At 67.4% G+C, this 19,256-nt stretch carries 16 protein-coding genes; 15 read left to right on the top strand and 1 reads right to left on the bottom strand.

Annotated features, from left to right (window positions below):
• The first annotated feature begins 7 nt into the window (after positions 1 to 7).
• The 4 genes from AC5Y4D_RS07725 to AC5Y4D_RS07710 are packed head-to-tail and all read left to right on the top strand — an operon-like array spanning position 8 to position 5,668.
• On the top strand, positions 8 to 1,396 hold the full coding sequence (locus AC5Y4D_RS07725) for an ABC transporter substrate-binding protein (protein ID WP_499944482.1): 1,389 nt from the start codon (positions 8 to 10) through the stop codon (positions 1,394 to 1,396).
• Between the two features lie 20 nt (positions 1,397 to 1,416).
• A complete protein-coding gene (locus AC5Y4D_RS07720; RefSeq protein WP_499944596.1) occupies positions 1,417 to 2,247 on the top strand; it encodes an ABC transporter permease in 831 nt (276 codons plus the stop codon).
• A complete protein-coding gene (locus AC5Y4D_RS07715; RefSeq protein WP_499944483.1) occupies positions 2,244 to 2,993 on the top strand; it encodes an ABC transporter ATP-binding protein in 750 nt (249 codons plus the stop codon). The genes AC5Y4D_RS07720 and AC5Y4D_RS07715 overlap by 4 nt, the downstream gene beginning before the upstream one ends.
• Entirely contained in the window at positions 2,993 to 5,668 is a 2,676-nt protein-coding gene (locus tag AC5Y4D_RS07710; protein WP_499989971.1) for a fumarate reductase/succinate dehydrogenase flavoprotein subunit, read from the top strand. Before AC5Y4D_RS07715 ends, AC5Y4D_RS07710 begins: the two co-directional genes overlap by 1 nt.
• 24 nt (positions 5,669 to 5,692) lie before the next feature.
• Here the strand turns inward: AC5Y4D_RS07710 and AC5Y4D_RS07705 are convergent, their stop codons facing one another.
• On the bottom strand, positions 5,693 to 6,898 hold the full coding sequence (locus AC5Y4D_RS07705; protein WP_499944484.1) for a serine hydrolase domain-containing protein: 1,206 nt from the start codon (positions 6,896 to 6,898) through the stop codon (positions 5,693 to 5,695).
• Between the two features lie 405 nt (positions 6,899 to 7,303).
• Here AC5Y4D_RS07705 and AC5Y4D_RS07700 point away from each other — a divergent pair, with 405 nt between their 5' ends.
• The 11 genes from AC5Y4D_RS07700 (at position 7,304) to carA (ending at position 19,250) form a co-directional block, all read left to right on the top strand.
• Positions 7,304 to 8,170 (top strand): LppX_LprAFG lipoprotein, encoded by an 867-nt coding sequence (locus AC5Y4D_RS07700; protein WP_499944485.1) that lies wholly within the window; start codon positions 7,304 to 7,306, stop codon positions 8,168 to 8,170.
• Positions 8,171 to 8,379: 209 nt separating this feature from the next.
• Positions 8,380 to 9,852 (top strand): fatty acid desaturase, encoded by a 1,473-nt coding sequence (locus AC5Y4D_RS07695; protein ID WP_499944486.1) that lies wholly within the window; start codon positions 8,380 to 8,382, stop codon positions 9,850 to 9,852.
• A complete protein-coding gene (locus tag AC5Y4D_RS07690) occupies positions 9,849 to 11,036 on the top strand; it encodes a type III polyketide synthase (RefSeq protein ID WP_499944487.1) in 1,188 nt (395 codons plus the stop codon). The genes AC5Y4D_RS07695 and AC5Y4D_RS07690 overlap by 4 nt, the downstream gene beginning before the upstream one ends.
• A gap of 6 nt (positions 11,037 to 11,042) precedes the next feature.
• A complete protein-coding gene (locus AC5Y4D_RS07685; protein WP_499944489.1) occupies positions 11,043 to 12,020 on the top strand; it encodes a sulfotransferase domain-containing protein in 978 nt (325 codons plus the stop codon).
• Positions 12,021 to 12,384: 364 nt separating this feature from the next.
• The gene (locus tag AC5Y4D_RS07680) at positions 12,385 to 14,160 is read left to right on the top strand and encodes a PPE family protein (protein ID WP_499944490.1); all 1,776 of its coding nucleotides are present in this window, start codon (positions 12,385 to 12,387) and stop codon (positions 14,158 to 14,160) included.
• 101 nt (positions 14,161 to 14,261) lie between these two features.
• Positions 14,262 to 14,690 carry a cellulose-binding domain-containing protein gene (locus AC5Y4D_RS07675; protein ID WP_499989792.1) on the top strand — a complete coding sequence of 143 codons (429 nt, stop codon included), beginning with the start codon at positions 14,262 to 14,264 and terminating at the stop codon, positions 14,688 to 14,690.
• Positions 14,691 to 14,851: 161 nt separating this feature from the next.
• The gene (gene pyrR / locus AC5Y4D_RS07670) at positions 14,852 to 15,406 is read left to right on the top strand and encodes a bifunctional pyr operon transcriptional regulator/uracil phosphoribosyltransferase PyrR (protein WP_499944492.1); all 555 of its coding nucleotides are present in this window, start codon (positions 14,852 to 14,854) and stop codon (positions 15,404 to 15,406) included.
• On the top strand, positions 15,403 to 16,347 hold the full coding sequence (locus AC5Y4D_RS07665; protein WP_499989793.1) for an aspartate carbamoyltransferase catalytic subunit: 945 nt from the start codon (positions 15,403 to 15,405) through the stop codon (positions 16,345 to 16,347). Before pyrR ends, AC5Y4D_RS07665 begins: the two co-directional genes overlap by 4 nt.
• Positions 16,344 to 17,636, top strand: a complete 1,293-nt coding sequence (locus AC5Y4D_RS07660; protein WP_499989794.1) for a dihydroorotase — start codon at positions 16,344 to 16,346, stop codon at positions 17,634 to 17,636. Before AC5Y4D_RS07665 ends, AC5Y4D_RS07660 begins: the two co-directional genes overlap by 4 nt.
• Positions 17,633 to 18,139 (top strand): PH-like domain-containing protein, encoded by a 507-nt coding sequence (locus tag AC5Y4D_RS07655; RefSeq protein ID WP_499944495.1) that lies wholly within the window; start codon positions 17,633 to 17,635, stop codon positions 18,137 to 18,139. Before AC5Y4D_RS07660 ends, AC5Y4D_RS07655 begins: the two co-directional genes overlap by 4 nt.
• On the top strand, positions 18,132 to 19,250 hold the full coding sequence (gene carA / locus AC5Y4D_RS07650) for a glutamine-hydrolyzing carbamoyl-phosphate synthase small subunit (protein ID WP_499944496.1): 1,119 nt from the start codon (positions 18,132 to 18,134) through the stop codon (positions 19,248 to 19,250). The genes AC5Y4D_RS07655 and carA overlap by 8 nt, the downstream gene beginning before the upstream one ends.
• Positions 19,251 to 19,256: the final 6 nt, after the last annotated feature.

The following is a 19,256-nucleotide window of genomic DNA, read 5'->3' as shown; positions in this document are numbered from 1 at the left end:
ATTTTTCATGGTGAGACAGGCCGTTGCGCTAGTGTCGATGGTGACCGCTGTCGCCGTCGCGGCCTCCGGTTGCTCGCTGGAGTCGCTGGCGCAGTCTTCCGGAGTGGTCGATGTCGTCATCGGCTACCAGTCCAAGACCATCAACACCGTCACCGCGGGCACTCTGCTGCGCGCCCAGGGCTACCTGGAGCGCCGGCTCGCCGACATCACCACCCGTACCGGCACGAAATACGCTGTGCGGTGGCAGGATTACGACACCGGGGCGCCGATCACCGCGCAGATGCTGGCCGAAAAGATCGACATCGGTTCGATGGGGGACTACCCCATGCTGATCAACGGCTCCAAGACCCAGGCGAACCCGCTGGCCCGCACCGAGCTCGTCTCCGTCACCGGTTACAACCCCAAAGGCGCGCTGAACATGGTTGTGGTGGCGCCGAATTCGTCGGCCACCACGCTGTCGGACCTGGCCGGCACGCGGGTGTCGGCCAGTATCGGCTCGGCCGGCCACGGCACCTTGGTGCGTGCCCTGGACCGAGCCCGCGTGACGGGTGTCGACGTGCTGAACCAGCAACCCCAGGTCGGTGCTTCTGCCCTCGAATCCGGCCAGGTGCAGGCGCTTTCGCAGTTCGTCGCCTGGCCCGGGTTGCTGGTCTATCAGAACAAAGGCAAGTTGCTCTACGACGGCGCGGAACTCAACGTGCCGACCCTGCACGGGGTGGTGGCGCGACGGTCCTATGCCGGGGCGCATCCGGAAGTGCTGGCGGCGTTCCTGCAGGCGCAACTGGATGCCACCGACTTCCTCAACACCAAGCCGCTGGAGGCGGCGCGCATCGTGGCCGAGGGGAGCGGACTGCCGCCCGAGGTCGTCTATCTCTACAACGGCCCCGGCGGGACGTCCTTCGACACCACCCTGAAGCCGTCGCTTGTCGACGCACTCAAGGGCGACGTGCCCTACCTGGAGTCGATCGGCGACTTCGCGGCCCTGGACGTCAGCGAATTCGTCCAGGAGGAGCCGCTGCGCGCCGTGTTCGGCGCCCGGGGACTGGATTACGGGGCGGCCCGGGCGCGTACCGCGAACCCCTCGACGCTGGCCGGCGATCCGGCACAGGCCAGCGAACTGTGGCTGGACGGGACCACTGAGACTCAGACCGTCGCCGACCCGACCGCATTGCTGCGGGCGATTAGGGACGCCGGTGCCCGTGGAGCCAGAGTCCGGGCCGCCTACGTGCCCGACGCGGAGTTGGGCACCCGATGGTTCGCCGACAAGGCCGTCTGGATCCGCGACGGTGCCACCTACCGGCCGTTCGGAACCCCGGCCGCAGCGCGCCGTTACGCCGCGGCACACCCCGGCGCGGTCACCGTGACATATCAGCAGGCGTTGGGAGGTTCGTTGTGACCACCGAGTTGACCGACCGGGTGGTGCCGGCAGTGCCGGTGCCCGCCTTCACAGTGCCGCATCGACTCAACGCCGCGTGGCGGTCGCGACTGCTGCGCCTGGTGTCGCTGGGCGCCGCGATCGGTATGTGGCAGGCGCTGACCGCAGCCAAGGTGCGGTTCTGGTTGCGGTTCGACACCTTGCCGACCGTCACCGAGATCGTGCACGCCCTGACCCGGCGGTTAGGCGCCTTCGAATACTGGCTCGACCTGGCGCAGTCGTTGCTGCGCATCCTGACCGGCTTCGGGCTGGCGGCCGCAGTGGGCGTCGCGACCGGCGTATTGCTAGGCCGCTCCGAGCTTTTCGGCGATCTGTTCGGCCCGCTGACCGAACTGGTCCGGCCGATCCCGGCGATCGCGGTGGTCCCGGTGGCGATTCTGGTGTTCCCGACCGACGAGGCGGGCATCGTCTTCATCACCTTCCTGGCGGCCTACTTCCCGATCATGGTCAGCACCCGGCACGCGGTGCGGGCACTGCCCACGTTGTGGGAGGACTCGGTGCGCACCCTGGGCGGCGGTCGCTGGGAGGTGCTGATCCGGGTGGTGCTGCCCGGCATCCTGCCGGGTGTATTCGGCGGTCTGTCGGTTGGCATGGGCGTCGCCTGGATCTGCGTGATCTCGGCGGAGATGATCTCCGGTCGGCTCGGGGTCGGTTACCGCACCTGGCAGAACTACACCGTGCTGGCGTATCCGCAGGTGTTCGTCGGCATCATCACGATCGGGGTGCTCGGCTTCGTCACGTCGGCGGCGGTGGAAGTGGTGGGCCGTCGCGTCACTCGATGGTTGCCGCGCGGAGAGGAGACGAAGCGATGACTGTTTCAAGCCAGGGCATGAGTCTCGAACTGGATCGAGTGCGATTGTCCTACAGCGGAACTCCGGTGATCGATGACGTGACCCTGACGGTGCGGCCGGGGGAGATCCTGGTGCTCACCGGTCCGTCCGGGTGCGGCAAGTCGACGGTGTTGCGCGCACTGGCCGGTCTGATGATGCCCGACGACGGACGCGTCCTGGCCGACGGCGTCAACGTCACCGGCACCTCGGGTGATCGCGGAATGGTGTTCCAGGACAACGCTCTACTGCCGTGGCGCAGTGTGCGGTCCAACATCGAACTGGCACTGCGACTGCGGGGCGAGCCCCGGGCCACCCGGCGTAGTGAGGCCGAACGCTGGATCCGTGAGGTCGGGCTCACCGGTTTCGGCCGATACCTGCCCAAGAACTTGTCCGGTGGAATGCGCCAGCGCGTGCAGTTGGCCCGCGGCCTGGCCGGCGCGCCACGCGCGGTGATGATGGACGAACCGTTCGGTGCGCTGGACACCCAGACTCGCGCGGCCATGCAGCGCCTGCTCATCGACACTTGGCGGGCCCACCCGACGACGATCGTCTTCGTCACCCACGACGTCGACGAGGCGCTGGCTCTCGGTGACCGAGTCGCCGTCCTGGGCCGGGCCGGCCGGCCGCTGCGCGCTCTGGTCGAGATCCCGGAACCCAGGATGGCTCGCCAGTGGCCGGACCAGCGCGCGGAAATCATTGCGGCTCTGCAGGATTGGGTGGCGGCATGATGGAGATCCCGGCCCTTGAACCGCAGCTCCGGCTTGACTGTGACGTGCTCGTCATCGGTGGCGGCACCGCCGGCACCATGGCTGCGCTCACCGCCGCCGAGCATGGCGCCCAGGTGCTGCTGCTGGAGAAGGCGCACGTACGCCATTCCGGTGCGCTGGCCATGGGGATGGACGGCGTGAACAATGCCGTCATCCCGGGACGTGCCGAACCGGAGGACTACGTCGCGGAGATCACCCGTGCCAACGACGGAATCGTCAACCAGCGCACCGTGTATCAGACCGCCACCCGCGGCTTCGCCATGGTGCAGCGGCTGGAGCGTTATGGGGTGAAATTTGAGAAGGACGAGCACGGGGAGTACGCGGTTCGCCGCGTGCACCGGTCCGGCTCCTATGTGCTGCCGATGCCCGAGGGCAAGGACGTCAAGAAGGCGCTCTACCGGATGCTGCGGCAGAAGTCGATGCGGGCGAAGATCCGCATCGAGAACCGGCTGATGCCGGTGCGCGTCCTGACCCAGGGTGGCCGGGCGGTAGGCGCCGCGGCGTTGCACACCCGCACCGGCGAGTTCGTCGCTGTCGGGGCCAAGACGGTGATCCTTGCTACCGGCGCGTGCGGGCGACTCGGATTGCCCGCATCCGGTTATCTGTACGGCACCTACGAGAACCCGACCAACGCAGGCGACGGCTACTCCATGGCCTATCACGCCGGGGCAGAGCTGTCCGGAATCGAGTGCTTCCAGGTCAATCCGTTGATCAAGGACTACAACGGGCCCGCGTGCGCCTATGTGGCCAACCCGTTCGGCGGGTATCAGGTCAACTCCCTCGGTGAGCGGTTCGTCGACTCCGATTACTGGTCGGGACAGATGATGGCCGAAGTCAAGAGCGAGATCGACTCCGCACGGGGTCCCATTTATCTCAAGGTGTCCCACCTACCGGATGAGACATTGTCCGCGCTGGAAAACATCCTGCACACCACCGAGCGACCCACCCGCGGGACCTTCCACGCCAACCGCGGGCAGGACTACCGAACCCACGACGTGGAAATGCATATCTCCGAAATCGGCTTGTGCAGTGGACATTCCGCGTCGGGAGTCTGGGTGGACGAACATGCCCGGACGACGGTACCGGGACTGTATGCCGCCGGCGACATGGCCTGCGTCCCGCACAACTACATGATCGGCGCATTCGTCTTCGGTGATCTGGCCGGGGCGGACGCAGCCAGGTCGTGCACCGAAGTCGCTGCCCCACAGGCGCTCCCGGCGGAGCAACTACGCGCAGCGCACGAGCTCATCTACCGTCCGTTGCGGCACCCGGACGGCCCGCCCCAACCGCAAGTCGAATACAAGCTGCGGCGTTTCGTCAATGACTATGTGGCGCCGCCGAAGTCCGCAGCCAAGTTGTCGATCGCGGTTCGCACGTTCGATCGGATGCGAGACGAGATCGCCACGATGGGAGCCCGCACACCGCATGAGCTGATGCGCGCGGTGGAAGTCTCGTTCATCCGGGACTGCGCGGAGATGGCGGCACGGTCTTCGCTTACCCGAACCGAATCGCGCTGGGGCCTCTATCACAACCGCGCCGACCTGCCCGACCGTGACGACGGCCGATGGGGGTATCACTTGAACCTGCGCAAAGGGCCCGAGGGTGCAATGCTGTTCCTGAAGCGTCCGGTGGCACCGTATTTCGTGTCAGTTCCAGAACTCGATGGTCTGCCGCCGACGGATCAGCGGGTGCTGGAGGTGGCGCAGCCTCCGCTCGTCGGTGGCCAGGCGCCGGCCAGCACGCGGTCCCGAGTCGCCGCCGTGGCGGTCGATCCGCCGTCACCACGCATCGCCGCGGTGCTGGCACTGGACGAACCGACGATCGACGACCTGGTCCCGTACCTGACGGACTCCGATGCCGGCGTGCGGCGCACCGCAGTGGCCACGCTGACCGAACACACCCCGCCCGGTTATGCTTCGGCGCTGTTGGCCGCCCTGGGCGACCCGGACGCAGCAGTGCGGCGCGCCGCGGCGGAAGGGGCGCGGGAACTGGTCGAAATGCTGCCCGATCCCGCCGGCGCCCGCGCGCACTTGTCGTCGAAGGACTCCACGGTGCGCGCCGCTGCGGTGTATCTGCTTGCTTCGCGCCGGGCCGGTGCACCCGGGGATTTCCGTCGCGCGATCGACGACCCGGACCACCGGGTGCGCATCGAGGCCGTCCGTGCGCTGGTCTCGGTGGACGACGTAGCCGGAGTCGTGGCCGCCACGGCCGACGAGAACCGGGAAGTTCGCATCGCTGCCGCCGCCGGCCTGGCGACTCTGGGTGGCGGTGCCGAGACGGTGAGCGCTCTGGTCGCCGATCCCGATCCGTTGGTGTCCGCGGCCGCGCTCAGCGCGCTAGGTGAAATCGGTTGCCGGGAAAGCGATTGGGCCAACATCGAGCAGGCGTTGCGGGCACCGGCCTGGCAGGTCCGCGAAGGCGCGACGCGGGCGCTGGGCGGCGCTCAAAGCGACTTCGCGGTGCCGCGGTTGACTGATGCGCTGCGTGACACCCACCTCGATGTGCGCAAAGCCGCGGTGCTCAGTTTGACTCGTTTGCCTACCGCGGCAACGATTCACGACGCGCTGGTGGTGGCGCTGCAGGACAACGACGCTGACGTCCGTGCCTACGCGCGCCGCGCACTGGAACGTGTGTAGCCGAGGAGGTGCGCCGCGGTCGGTTCACAACCCCAGCGCGCGATAGGTATGGCGCACGAACCGCGGCTGCGCCGTACGCAACCGCGCCAGGGTCGGGTTGCCCGCTACCGCATCGGCGGCATTGACCGTCAGGTCGGGGCAGTACTGGATCAGATACATCAGGATCAGGTCCGCGCTCGGGTCGGCCTGCCACCACGTCCCGTAGGCGCCGGGCCAGCTGAACGTCCCGATCCCGCCCGGCCCGAACAGCGGAGCGGCTTTGACCGGGTCGGTGACGATGGACAGGTTCAAGCCGAACCCACGACCCACCCAGTACGGCGCGCCGAGGAAGTTGTGCCGCTTCTGTTCTGGGGTCAGCCGGTCGGTGCGCATCAGTCGTACCGACTCCTCGGACAACACCCGCACACCGTCGATGACGCCGTGGTTCAACAGCATTCGCACGAACCGCAGGTAATCGTCGGCGGTCGACCACAATCCGCCCCCGGCGTTGCAGAACGCGGGTGGCTTGACGTGCGGGGGACCCATCACGTCGTGCTGCAACCGGTCGTTCTCGTCGTGTCGGTACATGGTGGCCGCCCGCGACCGGGCCTCGGGCGTGACGAAGAATCCGGTGTCGGGCATGCCGACGGGGCCCAGCACCCGCTCGTCGAAGACCTCGTACAACGGCTTGTCCTCGACGCGGGACAAGATGACGCCCAACACGTCGATGGCGTGGCTGTAGGTCACCTTCTCGCCCGGCTGGTGTACCAGTGGCAGCGTGCCGAGTTCGGTGAGCCAGACGTCGGAACCCTGGTTGAACGGTAACCGCAGGTACGCGCGGGAGATGGGCCCGGACACCGAGAATCCGTAAGCCAACCCACTGGTGTGGGTGAGCAGGTCCTCGATCAGGATGGGACGCCGCAGCGGATGCGTGCGCTCCAGCGGACTGCGCGGATCGTCGAGCACCCACACCTCGGCGAGCTCCGGGGCCCACCGCGCGACCGGATCGCTCAGGGCCAGCTTGCCTTCGTCGACCAGGCTCATGACGGCCGCGACCGTGACGGGTTTGGTCATCGAGGCGATGCGGAACAGGGTGTCACGTTGCATCGGCAGGCCCGCCTCGACATCCCGATACCCGATTTCATTGACCTGCAACAACTCTCCGCGCTGCCAGACCACCGTGACCGCTCCGGAGAGCAGGCCGGCGTCGCAGACCTCGCGGATGGTCGTCTGATTGCCGTCCAGATTCACTCGGGTAGGGTAGCCGCTTGACAGCACGCTGTGCCCGCCGAAATGACCGGGAGTCATTGCGCCACCTGAGTGTTTGGTGCGTCGTGCCTTCGCCGCAAAGATCGATCCGGCGGATGCTGCGCTGGTCGAATCCGTCGACAGTTAATTCCGTGAGTATGGTTTGCAGCACGCGGGCCGCATGTTACTGTCGCGCTCTCCGGCAAAGTGAACTGGGGAACACGCTGTGAGGGCAGCGACGCGCAGTTGAACGGTGTCGTTGCTGGTGAACCAGGGTGCGGGTGTGCAGTCACCGAGATCCGCGATGGTGGGCGGTTGCTGGACGTCAGCATCCATCCACACCGTACGACGAGGGTAGCGACCCGCTGCTCATCACCACTGGTTGGTTAAACTCAGCAAAGGCTGGCCATGAATGGCTTGATCTCACAAGCGCAAATCTCCCACCGACCTGTCTCCCGTCGACCCTCGACCCCGGTGTCTGTAGCGATTCTGTTCGTCGCAGCACTTGTCGCGACGGTCGTCACCGGATGCGGAGGCAAATCGAACACCGGTAGTTCCTCGACATCTCAGACATCCGGATCCGCCGCCACCTCGGCGACCTCCGGGGCGTCATCCGCCACCTCCGGCGCCGCATCGCCCGAGGCCCAACAACTGCTGCAGGACGCTTCCAAGGCGACGACCGGCCTGCGCAATCTGCATGTCAATCTGCAGACCACCGACATCACTACGCTGCCGATGGAAATGGTCAACGCCGACGTGACCAACCAGCCCGAGGACCTCGGCGGGCAGGCCGTCGGCGACGCCATGATCCGGTTGCAGCCGAACACCCCGGCAGTGCCCAAGCAGTTCATCGTCACCAAGAAGACGATGTACACCAAGGACGATTCGGGTAAGTACACCTCGGTCGGCGAGGCGAGCAAGATCTACGACCCGGGCGTGGTGCTGGACAAGGAAAAGGGAATCGGCGCGGTGATCGGCAAGGTGCAGAGCCCGCAGATCGGTGGCAATGAAACGATCGACGGTGTACCGACCGTGAAGGTTTCCGGGACCATCGACCCGGCGATCATCGACCCGCTGGTGCCGCAGATCGGCAAGGACGCCAAGGGGCCGCTCCCGGTCACGCTGTACATCGCCGACGTGAAGGCACCGGGAGCGCCGGGCACGCCGCCGAGCCCGTACCTGGTGCGGATGGTGCTCGACAAGGACAAGGGCAAGGTCACCATCAACCTCTCCAAATGGGGTGAGCCGGTTACCATCCCGAACCCCTTGGGGTAACGGCCACAGGTGAGTCCCGGATTGGGAACCGACCCGGGAGTGCGGCACCGCCTATGCGGCCGCCGGGCCCCGGGTCGGTTCTCGTCCGAGACCGACTCTTTGAGAATCCTCCAAGGCTCTTCCAAGGCCGTGCCCCCACCATTTGGGCCAGCTCACCGGAAAGCCCGGCGCGCAGCCGATCTCATTCGACCAGACCTGGAGGACCACGAATGACCAACGACGTACCCGAAGTTCAGGAGCGCGGCCCCGACGCGCGCCCTGGGCCTCCGCCGGGCGGCCCTCCTGTGCTGCCCGACGTATGGGTATACAACGGACGCGCATACGACCTGAGCGATTGGATCGCCAAGCACCCCGGTGGCGCCTTCTTCATCGGGCGAACCAAAAACCGTGACATCACTGCGATTATCGCCTCCTACCACCGAGACCCGAAGGTCGTCGAGCGCATTCTGGAGCGGCGTTACTCGTTGGGCCGCGAGGCGACACCCCGTGACATTCACCCCAAGCACAACGCGCCACCGTTCTTGTTCAAAGATGACTTCGACAGCCGGCGCGACACACCTGAGTACCGGTTCGACAACCGAGATGACCTGATGCACCGCGTCAAAGCACGGTTGTGCGAGCCGGTGCTGGCAGCCCGGATCAAGCGGATGGACCGGCTTTTCAACATCGTTGCCGTCCTGCTGGCGATCTCGTATTTCGGCGTTCAGGCGGTGCGCCTGGTCGAGCCGCGGTGGATGCCGTTGTGGGCGTTCGTCATTGCGATGGTCCTGCTGCGCAGTTCGCTGGTCGGCTACGGCCATTACGCGTTGCACCGGGCACAACGGGGTTGGAATCGGGTCTTTGCCAACACCTTCGACCTGAATTACATCGCACTGGCGCTGGTCGTCGCCGACGGCCACACGCTGCTGCACCACCCATACACCCAGAGCGACGTGGACATCAAGAAGAACGTCTTCACCATGATGATGCGGCTGCCCCGGCTGTACCGCGTCCCGGTGCACACCCTGCACAAGTTCGGTCACCTGGTCACCGGCATGGCCGTCCGCATCGCCGACGTGTGGAACATGACGCGCAAGGTCGGCGTCGAAGAGGGCTATGGAAGTTGGCGCAATGCGCTGCCGCACTTCCTCGGTTCGTCGGGGGTACGGTTGCTGCTGGTGACCGAGCTGGTTGTGTTCTTGGCGGCCGGCGACTTCTGGGCCTGGGCTTTGCAATTCGTCGCGACACTGTGGGTCAGCACCTTCATGGTGGTGGCCAGCCACGAGTTCGAGAACGAGGACGCAGATCCCGAACCTGCCGGTGAAGACTGGGCGGTGGATCAGGTCGAGCACGCCAACGACCTGAGTGTGATCGGCAACCGCTACATCGACTGTTTCCTGTCCGCCGGCCTGAGTTCGCACCGCGTGCATCACGTGCTGCCGTTCCAGCGCAGCGGATTCGCCAACATCGTCACCGAGGATGTGCTGCGCGAGGAGTCGGCCAAGTCCGGTGTCGAGTGGTTACCGCCGAAGCGGTTCCTCACCGACCGGTTGCCCAAGCTGTGCCGCACTTATCTGTTGTCGCCGTCGCGGCCGGCCAGGGACCGGCACTGGGGCCTGTTGCGAGAACATCTGTCGCCGAGTGCATTCAAGGACAGCGCCGGCTACGTGGTCGCCGGCTTCGTCGGAATCGGGTCGGTATGAGCACCCCGGCCGACGGCGGCGTGCTCCCCGTCGCAGAAGGAACCGAAGTCCGGCTGGCCCAACTGCCGCCGGCGCCGCCCACCACGGTCGCGGTCATCGAAGGGATTGCGACCGGGTCGCCGCAGCGGGTGGTCGACCAGGCCGACGCCGCCCTTCGGGTCGCGGAACTGTTCGCCGATGCTCAACAACGGCAACGCATTCCGCGGATGTACCAGAAGACACGGGTGGACAGCCGGCGCATGGTGGTTGACCCACTCGATCCCGAGTTCGACGCGTTCCGCAAGGAACCGGGCACCATCCGGGACCGGATGAACCTGTTCTTCGAACACGCCGTTCCGCTGGCGGTCGAGGTCAGTCGGCGTGCGCTGGCGGGACTTCCGTACCAGGTCGAGGAGATCGGGCAGTTGGTGTTCGTCACCAGCACCGGGTTCATCGCGCCGGGTGTGGATGTCGCGATCGTCAAGGAATTGGGTCTGTCGCGGTCGGTGTCGCGGGTCGTGGTCAACTTCATGGGTTGCGCGGCGGCGATGAACGCCGTCCGCACCGCCGCAACCTTTGTCCGGGCCCACCCCAGCATGAAGTCGCTGGTGGTGTGCATCGAATTGTGTTCGATCAATGCCGTTTTCGCCGACGACGTCAACGATGTGGTCATCCACAGCCTGTTCGGCGACGGGTGCGGCGCCTTGCTCATCGGGGCCAGCCAAGTGCACAAGGCGCTCCCGCAAGGCAACGTGGTGATTCGCAGCACCTTCACCCGACTGCTCGACGACGCCGAAGACGGCATCGTGCTCGGCGTCAACCACAACGGCATCACGTGCGAGTTGTCGGAGAACCTGCCCGACTACATCTTCCGCAGCGTCGCACCCGTCGTGGCAGAGGTGTTGCGGGACAACGGCTTGCAGCAAACCGACATCGATCTGTGGGCGATCCACCCCGGCGGACCCAAGATCATCGAGCAGTCGGTGCGGTCGCTGGGCCTGCCCGCCGAGAGCGCGGCGCACAGCTGGGACGTGCTCGCGCGGTTCGGCAACATGCTCAGCGTTTCGCTGATCTTCGTGCTGGAAATGATGGTGCGGCAAGCGGAGTCGACGAAACCCATCTCCACGGGTATGGCTTTCTCGTTCGCACCCGGGGTCACCGTAGAAGGCATGTTGTTCGACATCGTCCGGCGGTCCTTGAAATGAGTGGCAATGAGTAGGGAATTGAACCGGGTTCTGTACCGGTCGCTGATGACCGACAACACGCGGTGGGACGCGCTGGAGCCGCGCGCCGGCGACGTCATCATCACGACGCCGTCGAAATGCGGCATGACGTGGACGCAGCGGCTGGTTTCGCTGCTGGTTTTCGACGGACCGGACCTGCCGGGGCCGTTGTCGACGGTGTCGCCGTGGTTCGACCAGACGATCCGCCCCCTCGACGAGGTGGTTGCCGTTCTCGAAGCGCAGCAGCATCGTCGCTTCATCAAGACCCACACCCCGCTGGACGGCCTGGTCCTCGATGACCGGATCACCTACATCTGCGTCGGTCGTGATCCTCGCGACGCCGCGGTGTCGATGCTGCATCAGTCCGCCAACATGGACCGGGACCGCGCCCGTGCGCTGTATGAAGCCGCGCTGCCGGCCGGCGAGCAGCACGGTTCGACGCGCTCGCCGGAACCCTGGCCGGCCATGCGGCACCCGGTCGAGGAGTTTCGGGACTGGATGGAGGGACCGGCGCATCCGCCGCCGGGACTGGGATTCGCCCCGCCGCGCGGTATCGGCACGTTGGCGAACATCCTCGACCAGTTCGGCAAGTCCTGGGAACTGCGCCACAGACCCAACGTCGCGCTGTTTCACTACGTCGACTTTCAGACCGACCTGGTCACCGAGTTCGTCCGGCTCGCGGCGGCCCTCGGCATTGACCTGACGCGGGACCGCGCGCAGCAGCTGGCCAGGTACGCCTCGCTGGACGAGATGCGCTCGCGTGCCACCGAGATCGCGCCGAACACCACCGACGGCATCTGGCACAGCGACGAACGGTTCTTCCGCCGGGGCGGGTGTGGGGAGTGGCAGCAGTACTTCGGTTTTCCCGAGTACCGCCGCTACAACGACCGGATCAACCAGTTGGCTGCGCCGGATCTGCTGGCCTGGGCGCACGAAGGACGCCGGGGGTGTGATCCCGAGATCTAGGCGTCGCGGAGCACGGTTCACGCGGTCGGGCGTTTGGGCCGGCGGCATGACTTCGGTTGTGAAGTCTTGGGGTTGATTGTGAACTGAGGGCTTTGAGGGTGAAGCCTGGGCGAGAAATTCGGCAGGATCCCGCCCAGGCTTCACGCGCAACGCCCAGGCTTCACGCGCAACGCCCAGGCTTCACGCGCAACGCCCAGGCTTCACGCCAGCCCGTCCGAACCGCCTGCGCCGAACAGGAATCCGCCGGCCGTCCGTGTCCTCTCGCTGTCCAGAGAACGAACACTTGCCAGGTTCGGCCACGCCGACAGCGAGCACGACTGATGATCTGACGGGGTCGTGTGTCGGTTTTGGGAGGGAACCTGCAATGAGTTTTTTCGTGCTGCCGCCGGAGGTCAATTCGGCGCTGATGTTTTCCGGCGCCGGCGTGGGGCCGATGGTGGCCGCCGCGACATCCTGGCAGGGACTCGCCGCGGAGCTGACCACCTCGGCCGGTTCGTTCTCGTCGGTGATCTCCGATCTCGCGGGACAAGCATGGCAGGGTAGTGCGTCGACCGCGATGGCCGCGACCGCGGCCAGATATGCGAGCTTCTTGAATGTGGCTGCGGCGCAAGCGGAATCGGCGGCAACCCAAGCGCAAGCCGTGATCAGTGCGTTCGAGGTGGCACAGGCGGCCACGGTGCGTCCGCTGATGGTGGCGGCCAACCGGCAGAATCTGGTGGCGCTGGTCGTCTCGAACCTGTTCGGGCAGAACGCACCCGCGATTGCCGCGGCGGAGTCCGTGTACGAGGAAATGTGGGCACGCGACGTGAGCGCGATGATCGGCTACCACGGCGGGGTCTCGGCTGCCGCGGCCCAACTGACGCCGTGGACCGCCGTCCTCGACGTCGTCAATGCGCCCACGCAGTTCATGTTGGGGCGCCCGCTGATCGGCAATGGTGCGGACGGCACCGCGAGCCGCCCCGCAGGCGGTGCCGGCGGGCTGCTGCTCGGCAGCGGCGGCAACGGTTTCTCGACGACCGCGCCGGGGGAGAGCGGTGGCGCCGGCGGCGCGGCCGGGCTGCTCGGAAACGGCGGAAACGGGGGCAGCAGCGTTGACCGTCTCGGGGGCGCCGGCGGTACCGGCGGCCTGCTGCTGGGCAGCGGTGGCGCGGGCGGTGCCGGCGCGGCCGGCGGCCAGGGCGGCAACACCGGCCTGTTCGGTTTCGGCGGAGCCGGAGGTGCGGCCACCGGACTGGGTCAACCCGGCGGCAACGGCGGCAGCGGTGGCGCGATCGCCGGCAACGGCGGCAGTGGTGGCTTCAGCGCGTCGGGCAACGGCGGTGCCGGAGGTAGCGGCGGTGCGATCGCCGGCAGCGGCGGCGACGGCGGCTCCAGCGAATCGGGCAACGGCGGTGACGGTGGGGCCGCGGCGGTCATGTTCGGCAACGGCGGTAGCGGCGGCAGTTCGTTGTTCGGCGGCGACGGGGGCGACGGGGGAGCCGGGGCCTCGCTGGCGGGCAGTGGCGGCAACGGCGGAAACGGCGGACAGGCCACCGTCACCGCCGGCGCCGGCGACGGCGGCAATGGCGGTGCCGCAGGCGATTTCGGCAGCGGAGGCGCGGGCGGTGCCGGTGGCAACGACCTGATCGGCGTGACCGGCGCGACCGGCGGGAACGGCGGCAACGGCGGCGCGTCGGTGATCGGCAACGCCGGCCCCGGTGGCAACGGTGGCATCGCCCAGACCGTGAATGGGACGGCCAACGGCGGAAACGGTGGAAACGGCGGCAGCTCAGCCGGATCCGGCACCGGCGGCTTCGGCGGACTCGGCGGTGACGCCCGCTCCACCAACGGCAACGCGAACGGTGGCCAGGGCGGCGACGGTGGCAGCGGCGGACTGACCGGCAACGGCGGTGTGGGTGGTGGCGGCGGAGACGCCGACGCCGGTGGGGTCGCCCGGGGCGGTAGCGGCGGCGACGGCAACGACGGCGGCATCGTCGCGCCCGGTGGCAACGGCGGCAACGGCGGCAACGGTTTCGGCGGCGTCGACGGATTCGGCGGCAACGGTGGCAACGGGGGCAACGGCTTCGGCGACGCGGACGGCGCCGGCGGTTTCGGTGGTTTCGGCAACACCGCCAACGGGAGTCCAGGTCTGCCCGGTTGACCGGACGCAGATTTCGTCACGGTTGCAGTTGGGCAAAGTTCCCGCAGCACACCCGTGGTGGCAGGGCCGCCACCGGTCGTGCGGCTATAGTGTTGGCTCCTATGACCGGACTAAACCGTTGCGTAAAGCTCTGGCGCACAGCGCTTCACGTGGTGTTGTCGGTATTCGTGATCGGCATTTCCGCCCTGGGTGCGGCACCCGTCGCTCAGGCGGCGGCGGCGTCGGCGACGCTGGTGGTGGAGCACACGTGGCAGGACGGTTTCATCGCCCGCTACAGCATCACCAATGCCAGCATGGCACCGTTGACCGACTGGAGGCTGGAGTTCGACATGCCGGTCGGTCAGTCCATCTCGCACGCGTGGAACAGCACCGTCTCCCAAGCGGGCACGCACTATGTCGTCAGTCCCGCGAATTGGAATCGCAGCATTGCCCCGGGCGGCTCGGCCACTGGCGGCTTCCGGGGTGTGCTGAGTGGTACCTACTCGCCCCCGTCGAACTGTCAGCTGAACCGGCAGGTTCCCTGCACCTGAGCACCTAGGGCGAGCAGACGCAAAAGCCCCTCATTTCCGCAGGAAATGGGGGCTTTTGCGTCTGCTCGCCACGGGTGCCGAGCACGCGTGTTAGGCTGCCCGGCAGCCGACATCCTTTAACGGACCGTCCAGAGAGGCGGAGAAGGAGGTCAATTTCTCGTATGGGTGCTGCCGCAGAACCGCGGGAGTTGATGTCAGCGGCCGACGTCGGTCGCACCATCTCGCGCATGGCCCATCAGATCATCGAGAAGACCGCACTGGACAACCCCGACTCCAATCGGGTGGTGCTGCTCGGCATCCCGACCCGTGGCGTGACGCTCGCGGACCGGCTGGCCGCTAACATCGCCGAATACAGCGGCGTCAAGGTCGGCCACGGGTCACTGGACATCACCCTCTACCGCGACGACCTGATGATCAAACCGCCGCGGCCACTGGAAGCGACATCCATCCCGGTCGGCGGCATCGACGACGCGCTGGTCATCCTCGTCGACGACGTGCTCTACTCCGGACGCTCCACCCGCTCCGCCCTGGACGCCCTGCGTGACGTGGGCCGCCCCCGCGCCGTGCAGCTGGCCGTACTCGTCGACCGCGGCCACCGCGAACTACCGGTGCGCGCCGACTACGTCGGCAAGAACGTGCCCACCTCGCGCAGCGAGAGCGTGCACGTCCAACTACGCGAAGACGACGGTCACGACGCGGTGGTGATCACCCGATGACCCCGCGGCATCTGTTGGCCGCGGGCGACCTGAGCCGCGATGAGGCCACCGCGATCCTCGACGACGCCGACCGGTTCGCGCAGGCGCTGGTGGGCCGCGACATCAAGAAGCTGCCGACGCTGCGCGGCCGCACCATCGTCACCATGTTCTACGAGAACTCCACCCGCACCCGGGTGTCGTTCGAGGTGGCCGGCAAGTGGATGAGCGCCGACGTGATCAACGTCAGCGCGTCCGGATCCTCGGTCGGCAAGGGCGAGTCGTTGCGCGACACCGCGCTGACGCTGCGGGCGGCTGGCGCCGACGCGTTGATCATCCGGCATCCCGCGTCCGGCGCGGCGCACCTGCTGGCGGACTGGACCAGCCACAAGGACGGCCCGTCGGTGATCAACGCCGGCGACGGCACCCACGAGCATCCCACCCAGGCGCTGCTGGACGCGCTGACCGTGCGGCAACGCCTCGGCGGCATCGAGGGCCGCCGCATCGTGATCGTCGGCGACATCCTGCACAGCCGGGTGGCGCGTTCCAACGTCATGCTGCTGCACACGCTGGGTGCCGAGGTGGTGCTGGTAGCCCCGCCGACCCTGCTGCCGCGCGGTGTCGAGAACTGGCCGGTCACCGTGTCCAACGACTTCGACGCCGAACTGCCCGTCGCCGATGCGGTGCTGATGCTGCGGGTGCAGGCCGAACGGATGAACGGCGGGTTCTTCCCGTCGGTGCGCGAATACTCGACCCTGTACGGGTTGTCCGCCCGGCGGCAGGCGCTGCTGCCCGGCCACGCCGTCGTGCTGCACCCCGGTCCCATGCTGCGCGGCATGGAGATCTCGTCGTCGGTGGCTGACTCTTCGCAATCGGCTGTGCTGCAACAGGTTTCCAATGGTGTGCACGTGCGGATGGCGGTTCTGTTCCATGTGCTCGTCGGGGCGGAGGAGGTCGCGGCGTGAGCGTGTTGATCCGAGGCGTCCGGCGCTACGGCGAAGGGGATCCCGTCGACGTTCTGGTCGACGACTCCCAGATCGCTGAAATCGGTCCGGGCCTGGACATTCCGGACCTGGCCGACGTCATCGACGCCACCGGCCAGATCCTGCTGCCCGGCTTCGTCGACCTGCACACCCACCTGCGCGAGCCCGGCCGCGAATACGCCGAGGACATCGAAACCGGCTCGGCCGCAGCGGCTCTCGGCGGTTACACCGCGGTGTTCGCGATGGCCAACACCAACCCCGTCGCCGACAGCCCGGTGGTTACCGACCACGTGTGGCATCGCGGCCAGCAGGTCGGTCTGGTCGACGTGCACCCGGTCGGCGCGGTCACCGTCGGGCTGGCCGGCAAAGAGCTCACCGAGATGGGCATGATGAACGCCGGCGTCGCCGGGGTACGGATGTTCTCCGACGACGGCATCTGCGTGCACGACCCGCTGGTGATGCGCCGCGCGCTGGAATACGCCACCGGTCTGGGCGTGCTGATCGCCCAGCACGCCGAGGAACCCCGACTGACCGTCGGCGCCGTCGCGCACGAGGGGCCCGCGGCCGCGCGGCTCGGGCTATCCGGATGGCCGAGGGCCGCCGAAGAATCCATCGTCGCCCGCGACGCCTTGCTGGCCCGGGACGCCGGCGCCCGGGTGCACATCTGTCACGCCTCTACCGCGGGCACCGTGGAGCTCCTGAAATGGGCCAAGGAACAAGGCATTTCGATCACCGCCGAGGTCACCCCGCATCACCTGCTGCTGGACGACAGCCGACTTGCCAGTTACGACGGCCGCAACCGGGTCAACCCCCCGCTGCGGGAAGCTTCGGACGCGGTCGCACTGCGTCAGGCGCTGGCCGACGGGATCATCGACTGTGTGGCCACCGATCACGCCCCGCACGCCGAGCACGAGAAATGTGTCGAGTTCTCCGCCGCGCGACCCGGCATGCTGGGGCTGCAGACCGCGCTGTCGGTGGTGGTGCAGACGATGGTGCAGCCGGGCCTGTTGAGTTGGCGCGACGTGGCCCGGGTGATGAGCGAGAACCCGGCGCGCATCGTCGGCCTGCCCGATCAGGGCCGCCCGCTCGAGGTCGGCGAGCCGGCCAACCTGACGGTGGTCGATCCCGACGCCACCTGGACCGTCACCGGCGACGGTTTGGCCAGTCGGTCGGCCAACACCCCCTACGAATCGATGACGCTCCCGGCGACGGTGACCGCGACCCTGTTGCGCGGCAAGGTCACCGCCCGGGACGGGAAGAGTCCGGCATGAACTCAGGCACCTTTGTGGGATCGCTGATCTTCGCGGCGGTCCTGGTGGTGGTGCTGGCGGTGGTGATCCAGCTGATGGTGCGTGGCTGGCGGCGCCGCGCCGAACGGCAGGTGGAGTTGGTCGGCGACCTGCCCGAGTTGCCCGTCGAGTTCGGTGCCGCGTCGATCACCACACCTGGGCTCTACGTCGGCTGTTCGTTGTCGCCGGCCTGGAACGACCGGGTCGCGGCCGGCGATCTGGGCTACCGCAGCAAGGCGGTGCTGATCCGTTATCCGGCCGGGATCCTGGTGGAACGCATTCGCGCGCAACCGATCTGGATTCCGCAGTCGTCGGTCAAGGACATCCGTTGCGAACGTGGCATCGTCGGCAAGGTGGGCCCGCGCAACGGGATCCTGGCGATCCGGTGGCGGCTGCCGTCGGGCACCGTGATCGACACCGGATTCCGCGCGAACAACCGCGACGAGTATGCGAAATGGCTGGAAGAGGAGGCCTCCTGTGAGTAAGGCGTTGCTGGTGCTCGAGGACGGTCGCGTCTTCACCGGCACACCGTTCGGGGCGATCGGCCAGACGCTGGGGGAGGCCGTGTTCAGCACCGGCATGTCCGGTTACCAGGAGACCCTGACCGACCCCAGCTATCACCGTCAGATCGTGGTGGCCACCGCACCGCAGATCGGCAACACCGGGTGGAACGGTGAGGACGCCGAGAGCCGTGGCGACAAGATCTGGGTGGCCGGCTACGCCGTGCGCGACCCGTCGCCGCGCGCCTCGAACTGGCGCGCCACCGGAACTCTCGAGGACGAGCTGGTGCGTCAGCGCATCGTCGGGATCTCCGGCATCGACACCAGGGCGGTGGTGCGCCACCTGCGCAGCCGCGGCTCGATGAAAGCGGGCGTGTTCTCCGGCGCGGCCCTGGCCGACCCCGACGAGTTGATCGAACGGGTGCGCGGGCAGGACGCGATGCTGGGCGCCGACCTGGCCGGCGAGGTCAGCACGCCCGACTCCTACCTCGTCGAACCCGAAGGCCCGCACCGGTTTACCGTGGCGGCACTGGACCTGGGCATCAAGACCAACACGCCGCGCAACTTCGCCAAGCGCGGGATCCGCAGCCACGTGCTGCCGGCGTCGGTGACCTTCGAGCAGATCACCGACCTGCAACCCGACGGTGTCTTTCTCTCCAACGGCCCCGGTGACCCGGCCACCGCCGACCACACCGTCGCGCTCACCCGTGACGTGCTCGGGGCCGGAATCCCGCTGTTCGGAATCTGTTTCGGCAACCAGATCCTGGGCCGCGCGCTGGGGCTGTCGACGTACAAAATGGTGTTCGGCCACCGCGGGATCAACATTCCGGTGATCGACCACGCCACCGGACGGGTCGCGGTGACCGCGCAGAACCACGGGTTCGCCCTCGAAGGGGAGGCCGGCCAGTCCTTCGACACCCCCTTCGGTGCGGCCGAAGTCAGCCACACCTGTGCCAACGACGGCGTCGTCGAAGGGGTCAAACTGAAGAACGGCAAGGCATTTTCGGTGCAATACCATCCGGAGTCGGCCGCCGGGCCGCACGATGCGGAGTACCTGTTCGACCAGTTCATCGAGCTGATGGAAGGGAACCGCTGATGCCGA

This window comes from Mycobacterium sp. NGS67 (genome assembly GCF_059812185.1).
The sequence above is the reverse complement of the archived record's forward strand: the minus strand, read 5'-3'. Positions and strand labels throughout refer to the sequence as shown.

Excerpts from the sequence above, each read along its gene's own strand:
- AC5Y4D_RS07665 (WP_499989793.1), top strand. The coding sequence starts at position 15,403 with ATGACCCCGCGGCATCTGTTGGCCGCGGGCGACCTGAGCCGCGATGAG.
- AC5Y4D_RS07700 (WP_499944485.1), top strand. The coding sequence starts at position 7,304 with ATGAATGGCTTGATCTCACAAGCGCAAATCTCCCACCGACCTGTCTCC.
- AC5Y4D_RS07675 (WP_499989792.1), top strand. The coding sequence starts at position 14,262 with ATGACCGGACTAAACCGTTGCGTAAAGCTCTGGCGCACAGCGCTTCAC.
- AC5Y4D_RS07715 (WP_499944483.1), top strand. The coding sequence starts at position 2,244 with ATGACTGTTTCAAGCCAGGGCATGAGTCTCGAACTGGATCGAGTGCGA.
- AC5Y4D_RS07695 (WP_499944486.1), top strand. The coding sequence starts at position 8,380 with ATGACCAACGACGTACCCGAAGTTCAGGAGCGCGGCCCCGACGCGCGC.
- AC5Y4D_RS07710 (WP_499989971.1), top strand. The coding sequence starts at position 2,993 with ATGGAGATCCCGGCCCTTGAACCGCAGCTCCGGCTTGACTGTGACGTG.
- pyrR (WP_499944492.1), top strand. The coding sequence starts at position 14,852 with ATGGGTGCTGCCGCAGAACCGCGGGAGTTGATGTCAGCGGCCGACGTC.
- AC5Y4D_RS07680 (WP_499944490.1), top strand. The coding sequence starts at position 12,385 with ATGAGTTTTTTCGTGCTGCCGCCGGAGGTCAATTCGGCGCTGATGTTT.
- AC5Y4D_RS07690 (WP_499944487.1), top strand. The coding sequence starts at position 9,849 with ATGAGCACCCCGGCCGACGGCGGCGTGCTCCCCGTCGCAGAAGGAACC.
- AC5Y4D_RS07725 (WP_499944482.1), top strand. The coding sequence starts at position 8 with ATGGTGAGACAGGCCGTTGCGCTAGTGTCGATGGTGACCGCTGTCGCC.
- AC5Y4D_RS07685 (WP_499944489.1), top strand. The coding sequence starts at position 11,043 with ATGAGTAGGGAATTGAACCGGGTTCTGTACCGGTCGCTGATGACCGAC.
- AC5Y4D_RS07655 (WP_499944495.1), top strand. The coding sequence starts at position 17,633 with ATGAACTCAGGCACCTTTGTGGGATCGCTGATCTTCGCGGCGGTCCTG.